This is a genomic window from Polaribacter uvawellassae (assembly GCF_039748955.1).
Classification (GTDB): Bacteria; Bacteroidota; Bacteroidia; order Flavobacteriales; family Flavobacteriaceae; genus Polaribacter; species Polaribacter uvawellassae.
This window is the reverse complement of the sequence record NZ_JBDIZN010000001.1, coordinates 330118-347653: the sequence shown is the minus strand read 5'-3', so window position 1 is coordinate 347653 and position 17536 is coordinate 330118. Positions and strand designations below refer to the sequence as shown.

The window sequence follows — 17536 nt, the reverse complement described above, 5'->3', positions numbered from 1 at the left end:
GATGTTTAAAAAAACCTTTTTTTCTAGCTGTTTTCTTTTTGTGGTCGGAGTTGTTTTTGCGCAAAATCAACCTCAAAAAATTCCTTTAGTAGAAATTTTAACGTCTATTGAAAAGCAACACGATGTAAAGTTTTCATATAATTCTAACTTGATAAAAAACACATTGTGTTTTCCTTTTAAGAATAAAAAAACACTAAAAGAAAAACTAGAAATCCTAAGTAAACAAACGTATTTAAATTTCAACCAAATTGATGCAAGATATATTGTGATTGCAGAAAAAGAAATCACAAAAAACCTTACAATTAGTGGAACTTTAATCAATGCTAAAAGCAAAGAATTCGCTTCTTTTTCATCCGTGGTAATTAAAGGAACCACACGTGGAACAACAGCAGACGAAAACGGAAAATTTATACTCGATAATGTTTCTTCAAATCAGCAAATTGTAATTCAAAGTATTGGTTTTAATTCAATTACAATTCCGGTCTATCAATTTTTAAATCAACCGAACTTAACGATAGAATTGGTAGAAGATAATATACATTTAGAAGAAGTATTAATTAGCGATTATATTACGCAAGGAATTTCTAAAAAGCAAGATGGCGCTGTTGAAGTTTCGCCAAAAAAGTTAGGTATTTTACCAGGATTAATTGAACCTGATGTTTTATTGAGTTTACAATTATTACCAGGAATTCAAAGTCCGTCAGAAACCGCTTCTGGTTTGCAAATTAGAGGAAGTTCTCCAGATCAAAACTTGGTTTTGTTCGATGGGATTAAAATGTATCAAAGCGGACATTTTTTTGGATTGATTTCTTCTTTTAATCCATACGTTACTAAAAAAGTTACGTTGTATAGAAACGGAACAAACGCAAAATATGGAGATAGAATTGGTGGAGTTTTAGACATTTCTTCTGGCGATAATGTTCCTACTTTAGAAGCTGGTTTTGGTATAAATTTAACACACGCAGATGCTTTTGTTAAAACACCTTTGTTTAATAATAAAGCAGGTTTAGTTTTTTCTATGAGAAGATCAATTACAGATTTGGTTGAAACAATTACCTATAAAAACTTTTCTGAAAGTGTTTTTCAAAATACACGAATTTTAGATGGCGCAATTAATGACTCAAACAAACTATCTAATGTAAATAACGATTTTTATTTTCAAGATTATAACTTAAAACTTGTTGCAGATATTTCAGAAAAAAGCAAGTTTTCTATTAGTAATTTATTTAATAAAAATCAATTAGAATTCTCTTCTGAAAATAATAAATTTAGAGAAAAAATAGTTGATAATATTACCTATCAAAATAAAGGAACTAGAATTCTATGGAATCACAAAACGTCGGATATTTTTATACAAAACATCGATTTTCATACATCGGCTTATGAGTTTGATTATTTTGGAAATAGAGAAGAAACAAGAAACAATGCAAACAACAACAGAAACAGAGAATTTGAAATAGTTAATCATGTAAAAAACAACGGAATTAATTATGATTTTACGTATTATTTAAATACTGATTTTCAATTTAGCGGAGGTTATCAAATCTCTAAAACAAACATTTTATATACGTATAACACTAATTTTGCTACTCCAAATAACCAATTGTTAAGTGCAGAAAATAGTACGAATACCACTAACGCTTTATTTTCTGAAATAAAGTATAACAACGCTAACTCTTTTATTAGTTTTGGTGTTAGAGCAAATCATTTTTCTGCTGCAAAAGATTGGTTTTTAGAACCAAGACTTTTTGCATCAACAAAACTTTCTGATTCGTTTACTCTTAAAACTTCAGGTGAAATAAAAAACCAAGCGGTAAGTCAAATTATTGAATATAGAAACAACGGAATTGGTTTAAATAATGACATTTGGGCCGTGGCAAATAAATCCATTCCAGTTTTAAATAGCAAACAATTTGCTGTTGGATTTTTATATCAAAACAATGGTTGGAATTTAGATGTAGACTTCTATAAGAAAAAGGTCATTGGAACAACTTTAATGACCGATAATCTTGCAAATAGCACTCAAACAAATCAAGTTCCTTTTTATATTTCTGGAGAAAGTGAAATTACAGGAATTGATGTATTATTAAAAAAGAGATTTGGTAATTATCGTTCTTGGATTAGCTATTCGTATGCAACTACAATGCAGCAATTTAAAGAGTTAAACAACGGAAATAGTTTTGATGGAATTAACGGAATACCACATTCTTTTACGTGGTCTCACACGTATAAATTAAACCAATTTGAGTTTTCTTTAGGATGGAAATTACGTTCTGGAATTCCATATACAGAAGCAACAGGAACGTATAAAGACCAAAACAATAACTTGCGAGTTTCTTACGGAAGTGTGAATGAAAAAAGATTACCAAATTATCAGAAATTCGATTTTTCATCAACCTATAAATTCAACTTTTCTAAAAAGAAAAAAGTAAAAGGAAAAATAGGATTATCGCTTACAAACATTTTTAATGAAAAGAATATTTTAGACAGAACCTACGAACTTAAATTTGTGAATTCTCAAGGAAATGTAGAAGAGCAAAAATTGGTAAAAACGGATAGAGTTTCGTTAGGTTTTACGCCAAATCTGGTGTTTAGACTTACTTTTTAATTAGTTGATAACCGCTTCTTTTGTATGCAATAAACGAGTTAGTTTTATAGATAAATCTAACAAGATTATTTTTGCATTTCCATTTCTCTCAATATGATATATTGCTGAGCTAATTTCCTCACTAATTTCTAAAATATTACCGCTGTGTACAAATGGCGCAAACTTTTTTAAGTCAAATCCAACAGTTTCTGTTTCTAAAAATACGATTGCTTCAGAGTTGTAATTTAACAACATTGCTTGTCTAAAAAACTGTAAACAATAATGTAAAAAACGCTTCTGCGTTTCTCTTCCGCTTTTTGCAATTTCGTCGCTCCAAGAAATTAATTGTTGTATAACAGTTGCATTTCCTTTGGCTCTAAAAGCCGTTCTAACCCAAGTAATAAACCATTGTTCAAAAATGGTATCGCTAGAATCATGTACTAATAAATGTAAAGCTTTGTTGTAATTTCCTTCTGTTTGATGTGCAATTTTATAAGCAGCACTTTCAGAAATATTTTCATTTGTAATTAAAGATTGCGCAATTTCTTCTTCAGATAAAGCAGGAAAATGAATGGTTTGACAACGAGATTTTATGGTATTTATAATTTGTTCCTCATCTTCTGTACACAAAATAAAAAGTGTTTTTTCTGGTGGCTCTTCAATTAGTTTTAATAATTTATTTGCTGCAGACATATTCATTTTTTCTGCCATCCAAATAATCATCACTTTAAAGCCACCTTCGTAAGATTTTAGTTTTAAGGATTTTACAATGTTTTCTGCTTCATCAACACCAATTAAACCTTGCTTGTTTTCTACACCAATAAATTGCAACCAATTGTATAAACTTCCGTACGGTTGTTCTTTAACAAAAATTCTCCAATCTTCTAAAAACAAATCACTAACAGGATGTTTTTTTACTTTTTCATTTGAAGTTACAGGAAATGCAAAATGCAAATCAGGATGTGTTAATTTTTCGCATTTTATTCTACAAGAATCTTCGTTATTGCTAGTTGTACAAAGTAAGTATTGTGCGTAAGCAATTGCCATTGGTAACGTGCCAAAACCTTCTTTTCCAACAAATAATTGGGCATGCGGTATTCTACCATTTTCTGTAGTAAATTTTAAGTGATTTTTAATATGATCTTGACCAATTACATCTTTGAAAAACATAGCACAAATATATAAATTTAAAGTGTCGAAAATAGCATTCGTCTTTTTTGATGACTTATTTTTTGGAACCTTCTTAAATAAGTACATTTGTAAAAAATAAAAAAGCAATGCCTACACTAAACGATTTTAATTTCAAAAACAAAAAAGCGCTGATAAGAGTTGATTTTAATGTGCCATTAAACGATGAATTTATGGTAACTGATGCAACAAGAATTTTTGCAGCAAAATCAACCATTATTAAAGTTTTAGAAGATGGCGGATCGGCAATATTAATGTCGCATTTAGGAAGACCAAAAGGAAAAGAAGATCAATTTTCTTTGCGTCATATTGTAGAAAAAGTAACCGAAATTTTAGGTGTTCAAGTTAAGTTTGTTGATGATTGTGTTGGCGATAAAGTAACACAAGAAGTTTTAGATATAGAGCCAGGAGAAATTTTATTATTAGAAAATTTACGTTTTTATAATGAAGAAAAAGCTGGCGATAAGAAGTTTGCAGAACAACTTTCTCAATTAGGAGATATTTATATAAATGATGCTTTTGGTACTGCGCACAGAGCACACGCATCAACAGCAATTATTGCTGATTTTTTTCCAGAAAATAAATGTTTTGGAAACTTATTGGCTAGAGAAATAGAAAGCATAAACAAGGTTTTAAATGATAATGAAAAACCTGTTACTGCAATTCTAGGTGGCGCAAAAGTGTCTTCAAAAATTGGAGTTATAGAAAATATTTTAGAAAAAGTAGATCATATTATTATTGGTGGCGGAATGACTTTTACTTTCGTTAAAGCGCTTGGCGGTAAAATAGGAAACTCTTTAGTAGAAGATGACAAACAAGAATTGGCGTTGGCTATTTTAGAAAAAGCAAAAGCAAAAAATGTAGTAATTCATTTACCTGTTGATGCCATTATTGCAGATAGTTTTTCTAATGATGCAAATACACAAGAAGTTGATACAAATGAGATTCCTGATGGTTGGATGGGATTAGACGCTGGTTCAAAAACAACTCAGAAATTTGCAGATGTAATTGCAAAATCAAAAACTATATTATGGAATGGTCCTTTAGGCGTTTTTGAAATGGAAAAATTTGCAAAAGGAACTATTGAATTAGGAAAAGCAATTGCAATAGCAACCCAAAATGGAGCATTTTCTTTAGTTGGTGGTGGCGATTCTGTTGCCGCAGTTAAACAATTTGGTTTTGAAGATAAAGTAAGTTATGTTTCAACTGGTGGAGGCGCAATGTTAGAAATGTTAGAAGGAAAAACATTGCCAGGAATTGAAGCGATTCTTAATTAAACAATTTTTCAATGTAACAATGTATCAATTTATTGTTTCATTGCTACATAAATTCATTTTTACATTATTACAATGAAATACACAACATTACCAAATTCAGATATAAGAGTTTCTAAAATTTGTTTAGGAACCATGACTTGGGGTCAACAAAACACAGAAGCAGAAGGGCACGAACAAATGGATTATGCTTTAGAAAAAGGAATTAATTTCTTTGATGTTGCAGAATTATATCCAATTCCGGCAAGAGCAGAAACCTACGGGTCAACTGAAAAAATTATTGGTTCTTGGTTTCAAAAAACAGGAAATAGAGACAAAGTTGTGTTGGCATCAAAAATTGCTGGTTGGGGCGCTTATACAGCTCATATTAGAAAAGATGGTTTTAGTAAAAGAGGCATTAAAGAAGCGGTAGAAAATAGTTTAAAAAGGTTGCAAACAGATTATATTGATTTGTATCAATTGCATTGGCCAGAAAGAGCTGCAAACTGTTTTGGTGTTCGAGATTATCCGTATAAAAGTCATACTGAGCGACACGAAAATCATTTAGAAATTTTAGAAACATTACAAGGTCTTATCCAAGAAGGAAAAATTCTTAAAATAGGATTATCAAACGAAACTCCTTGGGGAACAATGCAATATTTGCAAACTGCAAAAGATCATAATCTACCAAGAATGTCTACCATTCAAAATTCATATTCTTTAATTCACAGAGCTTATGAATACGGAATGTCTGAAGTTTCTTTGAGAGAAAACATTGGTTTATTAGTCTATTCTCCACTTGCTTTTGGAGTTTTATCTGGAAAATATTTAAACGGAAAAAAACCTGCGGACGCTCGTGCAATTCTATTTCCAAATTACAATAGATACTCTTCACCGCAATCTGAAAAAGCAGTAATAGAATATCAGAATATTGCTGAAAAACACGGATTATCGTTGGTAGAATTGTCGTTGGCCTTTGTAAATCAATTGCCTTTTGTTACAAGTAATATTATTGGCGCTACAAAAATGAGTCAGTTAAAAGAAAACATCAATAGCATTAATATTGATTTGTCAGAAGAAGTAATAAATGAGATAAATGAGGTTCATAAAATAATGCCAAATCCGGCACCATAACAAAAAAAGAGATTGCAAAAGCAACCTCTTTTTTTAATACCCAATTTTAGTTCGAACTCTTTTTAAAACTCCAGCAGCAACTTTTCGTGCTTTTTCTGCACCAACAGCAAGAGCTTCATCAAGTTCATGTAAGTTGTTCATATAATGATTGTATTTGGCTCTTTCATCAGCAAACTTTGTGACAATTAACTCAAATAAAGCCTGTTTTGCATGTCCATAACCATAATTTCCTCTTTCATAATTTGCTCTCATTGTAGTAATCTCTTCATCAGAAGCTAGTAATTTATATAAAGAAAAAACATTATCTATATCTGGGTTTTTAGGTTCTTCAAGCGGAGTACTATCGGTTTGAATTGCCATAATTTGTTTGCGTAATTTTTTGTCATTTAGAAAAATATTGATAAAATTATTACGCGATTTGCTCATTTTTTCACCGTCTGTACCAGGAATTAGTTTTGTGTCTTCACTAATTTTGGCGTTAGGTAAAATTAAGGTTTCACCAACAATATTATTAAACCTACTTGCAACATCACGTGTCATTTCTAAATGTTGTAACTGATCTTTCCCTACAGGAACAATTTCTGCATCATACAATAAAATGTCTGCAGCCATTAACATTGGATATGTAAACAGTCCCGCGTTTACATCGGCTAATCTATCAGATTTATCTTTAAAACTATGCGCTAATGTTAAACGTTGATATGGAAAATAACAACTTAAATACCAAGATAATTCGGTTACTTCTGGCACATCGCTTTGTCTATAAAAAACAGTAGAATTTACATCCAATCCACAAGCAAGCCACGTTGCGGCAACACTATATGTATTTTCTTTTAAGGTTTTAGCATCTTTTATTTGCGTTAAAGAATGCATGTCTGCAATAAATAAAAAGGTTTCTTCTTTGGCTTCTTTAGCCATTTGTATTGCAGGTAAAATTGCACCTAATAAATTTCCCAAATGTGGTGTTCCTGTACTTTGTACGCCAGTTAAAACTCTCGACATTAATTTGTGTTTAAATAATTTTTAAATCTAAAGCAAAAATACAGTTTTAATAAAGAAAACCCAATAAGAATATTAATTACTACATTTGGCGACTATGGAATTCTTTAAAAATATTTTTCGTGTAATTTGGCGCGTTTGGTTTTACGTATTCTTTGGAGTATCGTTACTTTTAATGATGCCGTTTTTGTTTATTCTAAGTTTTAATGATAACCAATATGCTGCTTTATATAAAATTATAAGAGGATTTTCTAAAAGCTTAATTTTTGTGATGGGTTTTCGATTAAAAAAGGAAATAGAAGAACCTTTAGATAATACAAAAAGCTATATGTTTTGTCCAAATCATACTTCAATGTTAGATCCGTTTATCTTGGTAAGTATGAATAAAAACCCGATTGTTTTTGTAGGGAAATCTGAGCTTAAGAAAATTCCTGTTTTTGGATTTTTTTATAAACGTATTTGTATTTTGGTTGATAGAAGTAGTCAAAAAAGCAGAAAAGAAGTTTATTTTAGTGCAAAAAGAAGACTGAAAAACGGAACTAGTGTTGCTATTTTTCCTGAAGGATTAGTGCCAGAAGAAGATGTAATTTTGAGTCCGTTTAAAAACGGAGCATTTTCTTTGGCAATTGAACATCAAATTCCGATTGTGCCTGCAACATATTACGATTGTAAACGTTTCTTTTCTTGGACCTACTTTAAAGGAAGACCAGGAACAATAAGAATTAAACAACATAAACCGATTTATACCAAAGGCTTAGATAAAAAAAGCTTAAATGATATTAAACAACAAACATTTGCTGTTTTGTTTAACGAATTATCTAATGACGAGGAATATATGAAAGACACAAAAAGAATTTTAAAATAATGATAAAAGAAGCAAGTAGATACAGCGATAAAGAAGAAAAAATTAACATAGCAACACATGCATTTGGGTTAATTTTAAGCATTATTGCATTTCCTTTTTTAGTTTTAAAATCATTGTATTTTGATGGTTTTTGGAAACCTTTTAGCTTGCTAGTTTTTGGCATGAGTTTAATTATTTTATATGCAGCATCTACATTATATCATTCAGCAAAAAAGCAAAAACTAAGAAATCGATTAAATATTTTTGATCATGCAGCAATCTATGTTTTAATTGCAGGAACTTACACGCCTTATACAATGATTACTTTAGAAGGAGATACTGGTTGGATTATTTTTGGATTAACATGGTTATTTGCCTTAACAGGAATTATTTTAAAACTCTTTTTTACGGGAAGATTCGATAAATTATCTACAATAATGTATGTATTAATGGGTTGGCAAATTGTTTTTGCAATTTCTCCTTTACTAGAAAAATTATCCTCAGAAGGTTTGATTTGGCTGTTTGCTGGCGGTGTATTTTATACAATTGGTGCACTACTATATTCTATCAAAAAGATTCCTTACAATCACGCAATTTTCCATTTTTTTGTACTTGCAGGAAGTTTGTCTCACTTTATTTCAATATACTTTTATATTTAATTTATTTTTCAGGATATTATTTTATCAATAAGTTAGAAAAAACTACAAAAACGATAAATAAATTCAAAAAAAATAGGTTCTTTTTAAAATAAATGTAATTGTTTGTTATTCAGTAAAAAAGAAGTTATATTTGTCGTCTTAAATGACAAAACAATATTTTTATTGTTGTTGCGTTTAAGGTAAATAAATCTTATTTAGGGGGTAGGTTTATTAAATTTCCTCGAACTTTTGTTCGAGGTTTTTTTATGCCCAAAAGCGATATGGAGATTTGCTTAGAGAAGAATTATAATATTTTATTTCTCCCGTAACCTCCTTGCCTAACCAACTTGGTTTTGAGAAATTTTCATCTTCTGTAATTAATTCAACTTCTGCAATTATTAAACCAGAATTTGCGCCAAAAAACTCATCAACTTCAAAAGTATGATTGCCTTCTTTGATATAATACCTATATTTTTCTATTGCTGTTTTTTCTATTAAAAGCATTAATTTTTCTGCTTCTAAAACCGGAATTTCTTTTTCCCACTCAAAACGTATGGTACCAGCATTATTTGATTTTCCTTTAACAGTTAAAAATGCTTTATCATCTATAATTCTAACTCTAACAGTTCTTTCTTTATCAGAGTTTAAAAAACCTTGCTTTATATATCTTTTTTGAAAAGCTTTTAATTTAAAAGAATCGTTTTTTACTAAAAATTTCCTTTCTATTTCTAGATTCATTTATTTGCAGTTAATATTTGTACTAATGTATTGTTTTTTATCGTTATTGTTACAATTATTAAATATCTTTGAAAGATAAAAATGCTTCTTTATGAAGAAAACTGTATTGTTTTTTTTACTATTAATTCCTTTTTTTTCATTTTCTCAAACAGATTTTAGCAATCGTTGGGAAGATTTCTTTTCGTACAATACTGTAAAAGATTTTCTTACCATAAATGATAAAATTTATGCACTAACAGACAATGCTGTTTTTACTTATGACACCAATTCTAAAGAAACCGAAAAACTGTCATCTATAAATGGTCTTTCTGGAGAAACAACTTCTGCAATTCACTTTAATACAGCTAACGGTAGACTTGTTATTGGTTATGAAACAGGATTAATTGAGGTTGTAAATGAAGACGGAACAATTACAATTTCTGCGGATATTGTTAACTTTAATCAATCTGGAGAAAAACGAATTAACCACATTTCTGAATTGAATAACAAATTATACATTTCTACTCCTTTTGCAGTAGTAGTTTATAATATTGATAAATTAGAATTTGGAGACACGTATTTTATTGGTGCTAACTCTACTTCGGTAAAAATCAATCAAACATTAATTGCAAATAATCAAATTTATGCAGCAACAGAAAACGGAATTTACGTTGCAAACTTATCAAATCCAAATTTGATAGATTTTAATAATTGGCAACTTTTATTTGCAGGTAATTATTCAAATATTATCAGGTTTAACACATCAATTTATGCTTCAACAGGATCAGATTTAATTAAAATTACTGGTTCAAATTCAACCGTAGAAAAAACATTTTCAAACACTATAAAACAACTTAAAAGCAACGGACAATTTTTAATTGTTACTTCTAATCAAGAAGCATCAGTTTTAAATTCTAATTTAAATGAAGTTTATAAAAGTACACCAACAATAAGGTATAATTTTACGCTAAACAGCGCATCATCTTTTGGCAATAATTTATTATTAGCAACTAACGAATATGGAATTTTACAAGTTCCGATTTCAGGAAATCAAACTTTTATAGAGATTCATCCAGAAGGACCCCTTTCTAACGGTATTTTTTCGATGGATGCATTAAAAAACAATATTTGGTTTGTGTACGGCGGTTATACTTCGGCGTATGTTCCTATCGGAAACTTAAAAGGGTTTAGTCATTATAACGGATCAGAATGGAAAAACACGGCGTTTACAACTGCTTTTCCTGTTTATGATTTAGTAAGTGTAACAATAGATCCAAATCATGATAATAGAGCATTTTTAAGTTCTTTTGCGCAAACATCATCAGGAAATATTTTATCTGGCGGCGGATTGTTTGAAGTTGTTGATGATCAAATTGTTAATTTTTACAATTCACAAAATAGCCCATTAGAAGATTTTTTACCAAACGACCCCAATAACATTACAACTAGAGTTAGCGGAACTGTTTTTGACACTCAAGGAAATCTTTGGGTTACCGATGTTCTTGCTACAAACAAGCTTAAAAAACTTACTTCTAGCGGAACTTGGCAGTCTTTTGATTTAAGAAGTATACAAACAAATAGCGCTCAAGAGTTAAACACGATTAAAGTTGATAAGTCGAATAGTTTATGGATGGGAACTAGAAGAAACGGTGCTTATGTTTTTAACGAAACAGGAAATAGAAAAAGAGCGTTAACAACTGAAGCTACAAAAGGAAGTTTACCGCACGCAAATGTGAGAACAATTGCTGTTGATAGAAATAATAGAATTTGGATAGGAACACAATCTGGTTTGGTAGTTTTTTACAATGCAAACGGTGTTTTTGAAGCATCAATTTACGATGCAGAACCCATTATTATTTTAGACGACGGTATTCCGAAAAAACTATTAGGAAATCAAACTATTAATACAATTGCTGTTGATGGCGCAGATAACAAATGGTTTGGAACCGATAATGGCGGTGTTTTATACACAAATCCGAGTGGACAAAAAACTTTGGCTAGTTTTAACAAAGACAATTCTCCGTTGCCATCAAATAAGATTTTAAATATCAGCGTAGATGTTACAAATGGAAAAGTATATTTTGCTACAGATAAAGGCGTTGTTGCTTACAATAGCAATGTTGCAAGTTTTGGAGAAACGTTAGAGCAAGTGTATGCGTATCCAAATCCGGCGTTAAAAAACCATCAAACAATTACCATTGATGGAATGAATGGAAATCATTTACCAAAAGGAACAAATGTTAAGATTTTAGATGTTGCTGGTAATTTGGTGTATGAAACCAATGTAGTTGAAGGACAAGAAATTCAAGGAGGAAAAGTAGTTTGGAACAAAACTAATTTAGCTGGTAAAAAAGTGGCTTCTGGTATTTATATCGTCCTGCTTTCTAATGATGATGCTTCAGAAACAACTTCTACTAAAATTGCAATCATAAATTAATGGCATTCATAAAAACAAAAGCAATTGTGTTAAGTTCTTTAAAATACGGAGACACAAGTTTAATTGTTCGTTGCTTTACTTTAGAAGACGGTTTAAGATCTTACTTATTAAGAGGAATTTTAAACTCAAAAAAAGGAAAAATAAAAGCTGCTTATTTTCAGCCATTAACGCAATTAAATATTGAAGCCAATCACAATAACAAAGGAAATTTAAATAGCATTAGAGAAGTTCATATTGTAAATCCGTATAAGAACATTTACACCAATATTTTTAAGCAAACAATTGTATTATTTTTATCAGAAATTTTAAGCAGTACTATACAAGAAGAAGAAGCCAACGAAGGATTGTTTTCTTTTTTAGAAACCTCTTTTATTTGGTTAGATATAAATGACAAAACCTCTAACTTTCATTTACTTTTTTTATTAAACTTAACTAAGTTTTTAGGGTTTTACCCAGATACAACCAATATAAACTCTAACTATTTTAATTTAATTGATGGAAATTTTATGAAATCAACAACAGAAAAAGAAGTTGTTTTTGGAGAAAATTTAGTTCAATTTAAAAAGCTGTTAGGCACAAATTTTGATAGTATAGAGTCAATCAAATTTAACCAACAAGAAAGACAACAAGTATTACAAATAATAATTCGTTATTTTGAATTACATTTGGACGGTTTTAGACGCCCAAAGTCTTTAAAAGTATTAGAAACAGTATTTAACTGATGATGAAGAGATTTTTTACCTTATTAATCGTTTTTTGCAGCGTAACAAGTTTTGGACAAACAATAAAAGTTTTAGATGTAGAAAGCGGTTTTCCTATAAGTGAAGTTGCTATTTATACTAAAAACTTAACAATTTCTACTATTACAGATGATAACGGAACTGCAGATATTTCTGATTTTAATACCACAGATATACTACTTATTTCTCACGTTTCTTATACAACGATTACTACTTCGTTTGCAAACTTAAAAAGAGACAAATTTGTCATAAAATTACTTAAAAAAACTGCTCAGTTAGACGAGGTTGTTTTGTCGGTTTTTAAAACTCGCGAAAAATCTACTAGAATTGCAGAACAAACATTTGCAATTACAAGAGAAGATATTTTAAAAGAATCGCCTCAAACTTCGGCAGATTTATTGGCTTCAATACCTGGAATTAAAGTTCAGAAATCGCAATTTGGTGGTGGAAGTCCAGTTTTAAGAGGAATGGAATCTAACAGAGTTTTATTAGTTGTAGATGGCGTTAGGTTGAACAATGCAATTTATAGAAAAGGTCATTTACAAAATTCAATAACCATTTCTCCGTCTTTATTAGAACGAACAGAAATTGTATTTGGACCATCTTCTGTTATTTATGGTTCTGATGCTTTAGGAGGCGTAATTCATTATTACACAAAAACACCAAAAATATCGGAAGTACCAAAAATGAAAAGCAATTTCTTTTCTAGATTCGGAACCGTAAATCAAGAAATAACTACCAATATTTCAGCAGAATTAAGTTTCCAAAAATGGGCATCTTTTACCAGTTATACGCAAAGCTCTTTTGGAGATTTAAAAATGGGAAAAAATAGAAATCACGGTTTTAAAAATTGGGGATTAGTTCCTTATTTTTCTGAAAATCTTGATGCTAATTATTTTGCAAATCCAACTGTAAATTCAGATTCAAATATTCAAAGAAATACCGGATATGAGCAAAAAGATTTTTTACAAAAATTTTATATTCCATTGTCTGAAAAAACAGATGTAACAGTTAATTTTCAGTATTCAACTTCTTCTAACATTCCAAGATTTGATAAGTTAATGGAATTAAAATCGGGCTCATTAAAGTTTGCAGAATGGTATTATGGACCACAAGAACGATTTTTAGTTTCAACACAATTAGCTATCAACCCAGAAAAAAAATGGTTAGATCAAGGAACCATTACGTTGGCTTATCAAAACATAAAAGAATCTAGAGTTCAAAGAAAATTTAACGATTTAAAACGACTTTACAGAAATGAGGAAGTTGATGTGTATACGTTAAATGGAGATTTTTCTGTTCCTTTAACAAATGATAAAAACAGAAATTTATCTTATGGTTTCGAAGTTTCTTATAATGATGTAACTTCAATTCCTGAAGGCAAAAAAATTGCTGTATCAAGCAATAAAGTAGTTGGTTTTACAGGAGATTTTAAAGTGCAATCTCGTTTTCCAGATGGCGGAAGTAGTTATTCTAGTTCAGCAATTTATACAGATTATAGACAAGATTTAAACTCAAAATCGACCTTAAATACAGGAATTAGGTTAACCAACACAAAGCTAAATGCAAAATGGATCGACCAAACATTTATTGTGTTACCAAAAACAGAAATTGAACTCAATAATACGGCGTTAACAGCAACGCTAGGTTATGTTTATAAACCAACTAAAAACTGGAAAATTAACAGCGTAATTTCTTCTGGATTTCGTTCTCCAAATATAGATGATGTTGGTAAAATAAGAGAAAAAAGTGGAAATGTAACCATTCCAAATATTGCATTAAAACCAGAGTTTGCTTACAATGCAGAAATTGGAGTTTTAAAATACTTTAATCAAAGAAGATTTAGCTTTGGATTTAACACCTATTACACAATTTTAAATAATTATATTACAAGAGAAGCAAACGGAAATACAATTGTTTACGACGGTGATCAAGGAAATGTTGTGCAAAATGTTAATAAAGGAAGAGCTTATATTACAGGTTATACTGCCAATTATTTTGGAAGAATAAACCATAATTGGAAAACTTCTGGCACAATAACGTACACCAAAGGAAGAACATTTGACACAAAAGAACCAATGTCTTCAATTCCGCCATTGTTTGGTAGGTTTGAAATTAGTTATAGAAAAAACAAAATAGAAGTATCGGCAGATTATAGATTTAATGCTAAAAAAGACATTAAAGATTATAATATTTCTGAAGGAATTGACAATCATGTTCAAACGCCAATTATAGATGCAAATGCTATAAATGATGTTGATAAATATTACGGAACACCAAGTTGGAAAACAGTTGGTTTAAACGGAAAATATAATGTAAATCAGAATTTTTGGGTTCAAGGAAAAATAACGAATCTTTTTGATGAACATTATAAAGAATTTGCATCAGGAGTTTCTGCTCCTGGAAGAAATTTTTCAGTAGCAATTCACGCTACTTTTTAGACTTTATTTTTTTTCCTTCTGCATCAAAATTTTGCGACAAAACTTGTTCGGTTTTAATCACAGAAACCGCTAAAGAAAGCAACATAATTGCCATTGGTTGCCAAGTCATTTCTGCACCAGAAACAAATACTAAAAACAATGCAGCAACAAAAGAAATTGCAGCATATTTAAGCAGTGTTTTAATAAAAAAAGTATTGGCAAAATGCCAAATTTCTTCATTTAACATTGATTTATTTGTTCTATAACCATAGATAGCATTTATCTTTTTAGGTGGAAAAAAATAAAACAATATGCTAAAGAAAAAAAGCACACCGTTTACCGAAATAACATAAATATATGGATTCATAATTAGTCTTTTTTTAATGGTCTTATTAAGCCTTCTTGTGCAACAGAAGCAATTAAATCTCCTTTTCTAGAATAAATATTTCCTCTTGCAAAACCTCTTGCGCCAAAAGCATTTGGAGATTCTGTTTTGTACAACATCCAATCATCTAAATCAAAATCTCTAAAAAACCACATAGAATGATCTAAACTTGCCATTTGTGTATTTCCAAAATTTGCTTTACTAGCGTTTGGGTATAATGTTGAATTTAAAATATTATAATCAGAAATATAAGTAAGAATTTGTTGTTTTAAAGCAAGGTTTGCGTTTGTTGCATTTCCTTTTACTTTAAACCAAACATCAGAAAACGGAGGTAAATCTTTTAAATCTAACGGGTTTACAATAAAAGTTGGTTTAAATTCTATAGGACGTTCTATTTCTAAAAAATACTTTAATTGTTTTGGTAAAAAATCTCCCATTTGATCTAACATATCGCTCCAACTTAACAACTCTTCGGGTTGTTTTATGTCGCTTTTGCAATCTTGTTGATGTTCGTGTCCTTCTTCTTTTTTATGAAAAGATGCAGATAAAATAAAGATTCTTTTACCGTTTTGCTTTGCAGTAACTCTTCTTGTTGAAAAACTGCCACCATCTCTCATTTCTTTAACAGAATATGTAATAGGAAGCTCTAAATTTCCTGCTTCTAAAAAATATGCGTGTAACGAATGTAAAATTCTGTGATTAGAAACGCTATTATTTGCTGCGCTAAGCGCTTGCGCTAATACTTGTCCGCCAAAAACATTAGGGCTACCAATAGTTTTACTAACGCCAATATATTTTTTTTTCGATTTTTTTTCTAATGTAAGTACTGCAATTAAATCCTCTATAGAGTTCATAAAATGAGTTATATTTTTTACAAATATAAAGAGATTTACTGGGTTAAAGTTTTAGATTTAAAAGGATTTTGCTGCTTAAAAGGTTTGGTTTCTATATAGCTCAAAAAATGTTTTACAAACTTATTGGTTAAGGTTTTTTTATGACGGATATAACAAGTTAAATCTTGCGGAACCGCACCAATTGACGTTTTAATTTCGCTTGCTGTTCTTCCAAAATTAATCACTTTTAATTGCTGATTTATAGCAATTTGAATATAATCATATAACATTCTTTGATAAATAGCCAACTCCTTATTTACAGCATAATCGATGCCAACAAAATGCGCATCCAAAGAATCTTTATTAATTAAACCAGACATAAAACCAACAATTTTATGACGATACCAATACGTTTTTAGAATGTAATTTTCGCCTAAATTCTTTTTTAATGATAAGTAAGTTTCTAGATTAAATTCACCTAAATTAAAATCGGCTTTGTCTGAAACAGTTTTGTACAATTTGGTAATTTCTGGCAATAGTTCCTTAATGTTTTCAATAGAACTGTCTTTTACAACCAAATCGCAACTTAACATTAAAGCTCGTTTTGCTTTTACTCTAAACTTGGTTTTCATTGCGTTTAAATACGCATCAAAATTGCTCCAATTTTCATTTAAATAGAGTACCATATTTGGTTCTACATTAAACGAATAATAGTTTAAATCGTGCAATTCATCAGTAATAGCTAAAGATTCTTTTATAAAATCTTTTATAAGATAAATAGAAATATCTTTTGTTGTTATTTGTGAAGTAATGGCTTTTGCTAAATCTTTTATAATTGTTTGTTTATCCTGATTTTCTTTGATAAAGATTCCGTGTTCGCCACTTACGAAAACATTTCCACAGACTAATAATTTTATTGGTTTTAACTTCGGAAAAATACCTAATCGTCTTCCAAAACATTTTATTTGATCAAAACTTTTATTGAAAGAACTTTCTAAACCGTCTAGCGGAAAATCAACAATTTGAATACTTGCAAAAGCAATTGGCTGTTGCTTTTTATTTAACAACACCAAATAAGAAAACGTAATTTGAGGATTGTTTTTTTCTAATGAAATTAAATAGTCTGGATGAAAATACGCATTATCTGTACATTGTAATTCGTGCCAAATATCTTGAGTAATTTCTGTTACTGAAGAGAAAAAAAGAGTGGTATTTGGTTTTTTGTGTAAATTCAAATTGCTTAGGTAATTTAACATTCGAAAAATACGAAAAGAAAAGCAACCACATAAAACTACAGAACAATCTTTTGTTAATTCATAAAAAACAAAGATTTAATTGTATTTTTATCAACCTAAAAAAGA

General features: G+C 29.8%; 14 protein-coding genes. 8 read left to right on the top strand and 6 right to left on the bottom strand.

Annotated elements, in window-relative coordinates; translation table 11 throughout:
• The first annotated feature begins 1 nt into the window (after window position 1).
• The gene (locus tag ABDX67_RS01600) at window positions 2–2608 is read left to right on the top strand and encodes a TonB-dependent receptor (protein ID WP_347173051.1); all 2607 of its coding nucleotides are present in this window, start codon (window positions 2–4) and stop codon (window positions 2606–2608) included.
• Here the strand turns inward: ABDX67_RS01600 and ABDX67_RS01595 are convergent, their stop codons facing one another.
• Complete coding sequence (locus ABDX67_RS01595) at window positions 2609–3757, bottom strand: DNA polymerase III subunit (protein ID WP_347173049.1); 1149 nt, start codon at window positions 3755–3757, stop codon at window positions 2609–2611.
• Window positions 3758–3864: 107 nt separating this feature from the next.
• Here ABDX67_RS01595 and ABDX67_RS01590 point away from each other — a divergent pair, with 107 nt between their 5' ends.
• Together ABDX67_RS01590 and ABDX67_RS01585 are read left to right on the top strand one after the other, a co-directional pair.
• Window positions 3865–5052, top strand: coding sequence for a phosphoglycerate kinase (locus ABDX67_RS01590; RefSeq protein WP_347173048.1), 1188 nt, complete (start codon window positions 3865–3867; stop codon window positions 5050–5052).
• Window positions 5053–5124: 72 nt separating this feature from the next.
• Window positions 5125–6162 (top strand): NADP(H)-dependent aldo-keto reductase, encoded by a 1038-nt coding sequence (locus tag ABDX67_RS01585; RefSeq protein ID WP_347173047.1) that lies wholly within the window; start codon window positions 5125–5127, stop codon window positions 6160–6162.
• Window positions 6163–6195: 33 nt separating this feature from the next.
• On the opposite strand, the gene trpS is transcribed toward ABDX67_RS01585, so the two are convergent.
• Window positions 6196–7164, bottom strand: a complete 969-nt coding sequence (trpS, locus tag ABDX67_RS01580; protein ID WP_347173045.1) for a tryptophan--tRNA ligase — start codon at window positions 7162–7164, stop codon at window positions 6196–6198.
• A 94-nt stretch (window positions 7165–7258) separates the two neighbouring features.
• On the opposite strand from trpS, the gene ABDX67_RS01575 reads away from it, so the two are divergent.
• Both ABDX67_RS01575 and trhA read left to right on the top strand, forming a co-directional pair.
• Window positions 7259–8026 carry a lysophospholipid acyltransferase family protein gene (locus tag ABDX67_RS01575; protein WP_347173044.1) on the top strand — a complete coding sequence of 256 codons (768 nt, stop codon included), beginning with the start codon at window positions 7259–7261 and terminating at the stop codon, window positions 8024–8026.
• A complete protein-coding gene (trhA, locus tag ABDX67_RS01570) occupies window positions 8026–8664 on the top strand; it encodes a PAQR family membrane homeostasis protein TrhA (protein WP_347173043.1) in 639 nt (212 codons plus the stop codon). The genes ABDX67_RS01575 and trhA overlap by 1 nt, the downstream gene beginning before the upstream one ends.
• Before the next feature lie 243 nt (window positions 8665–8907).
• On the opposite strand, the gene ABDX67_RS01565 is transcribed toward trhA, so the two are convergent.
• Complete coding sequence (locus ABDX67_RS01565; RefSeq protein ID WP_347173041.1) at window positions 8908–9381, bottom strand: CYTH domain-containing protein; 474 nt, start codon at window positions 9379–9381, stop codon at window positions 8908–8910.
• Between the two features lie 91 nt (window positions 9382–9472).
• On the opposite strand from ABDX67_RS01565, the gene porZ reads away from it, so the two are divergent.
• The 3 genes from porZ to ABDX67_RS01550 are packed head-to-tail and all read left to right on the top strand — an operon-like array spanning window position 9473 to window position 14978.
• Entirely contained in the window at window positions 9473–11797 is a 2325-nt protein-coding gene (gene porZ / locus ABDX67_RS01560; protein ID WP_347173040.1) for a type IX secretion system anionic LPS delivery protein PorZ, read from the top strand.
• Entirely contained in the window at window positions 11797–12519 is a 723-nt protein-coding gene (recO, locus tag ABDX67_RS01555; protein WP_347173038.1) for a DNA repair protein RecO, read from the top strand. Before porZ ends, recO begins: the two co-directional genes overlap by 1 nt.
• The gene (locus ABDX67_RS01550) at window positions 12519–14978 is read left to right on the top strand and encodes a TonB-dependent receptor (RefSeq protein ID WP_347173036.1); all 2460 of its coding nucleotides are present in this window, start codon (window positions 12519–12521) and stop codon (window positions 14976–14978) included. The genes recO and ABDX67_RS01550 overlap by 1 nt, the downstream gene beginning before the upstream one ends.
• Here the strand turns inward: ABDX67_RS01550 and ABDX67_RS01545 are convergent.
• The 3 genes from ABDX67_RS01545 to ABDX67_RS01535 are packed head-to-tail and all read right to left on the bottom strand — an operon-like array spanning window position 14968 to window position 17410.
• Window positions 14968–15324: an SdpI family protein gene (locus tag ABDX67_RS01545; protein WP_347173035.1), complete on the bottom strand. Its 357-nt coding sequence runs from the start codon at window positions 15322–15324 to the stop codon at window positions 14968–14970. The genes ABDX67_RS01550 and ABDX67_RS01545 overlap by 11 nt on opposite strands.
• Window positions 15325–15326: 2 nt before the next feature.
• Entirely contained in the window at window positions 15327–16196 is an 870-nt protein-coding gene (locus ABDX67_RS01540) for an acyl-CoA thioesterase (protein WP_347173033.1), read from the bottom strand.
• Window positions 16197–16231: 35 nt separating this feature from the next.
• Window positions 16232–17410, bottom strand: coding sequence for a peptidogalycan biosysnthesis protein (locus tag ABDX67_RS01535; RefSeq protein ID WP_347173032.1), 1179 nt, complete (start codon window positions 17408–17410; stop codon window positions 16232–16234).
• Between the last annotated feature and the right edge of the window lie 126 nt (window positions 17411–17536).

Coding starts and splice junctions, on each gene's coding strand:
- ABDX67_RS01590 (WP_347173048.1), top strand. CDS start 3,865: ATGCCTACACTAAACGATTTTAATTTCAAAAACAAAAAAGCGCTGATA.
- ABDX67_RS01565 (WP_347173041.1), bottom strand. CDS start 9,381: ATGAATCTAGAAATAGAAAGGAAATTTTTAGTAAAAAACGATTCTTTT.
- ABDX67_RS01540 (WP_347173033.1), bottom strand. CDS start 16,196: ATGAACTCTATAGAGGATTTAATTGCAGTACTTACATTAGAAAAAAAA.
- ABDX67_RS01585 (WP_347173047.1), top strand. CDS start 5,125: ATGAAATACACAACATTACCAAATTCAGATATAAGAGTTTCTAAAATT.
- ABDX67_RS01595 (WP_347173049.1), bottom strand. CDS start 3,757: ATGTTTTTCAAAGATGTAATTGGTCAAGATCATATTAAAAATCACTTA.
- recO (WP_347173038.1), top strand. CDS start 11,797: ATGGCATTCATAAAAACAAAAGCAATTGTGTTAAGTTCTTTAAAATAC.
- ABDX67_RS01600 (WP_347173051.1), top strand. CDS start 2: ATGTTTAAAAAAACCTTTTTTTCTAGCTGTTTTCTTTTTGTGGTCGGA.
- trhA (WP_347173043.1), top strand. CDS start 8,026: ATGATAAAAGAAGCAAGTAGATACAGCGATAAAGAAGAAAAAATTAAC.
- ABDX67_RS01550 (WP_347173036.1), top strand. CDS start 12,519: ATGATGAAGAGATTTTTTACCTTATTAATCGTTTTTTGCAGCGTAACA.
- porZ (WP_347173040.1), top strand. CDS start 9,473: ATGAAGAAAACTGTATTGTTTTTTTTACTATTAATTCCTTTTTTTTCA.
- trpS (WP_347173045.1), bottom strand. CDS start 7,164: ATGTCGAGAGTTTTAACTGGCGTACAAAGTACAGGAACACCACATTTG.
- ABDX67_RS01575 (WP_347173044.1), top strand. CDS start 7,259: ATGGAATTCTTTAAAAATATTTTTCGTGTAATTTGGCGCGTTTGGTTT.
- ABDX67_RS01545 (WP_347173035.1), bottom strand. CDS start 15,324: ATGAATCCATATATTTATGTTATTTCGGTAAACGGTGTGCTTTTTTTC.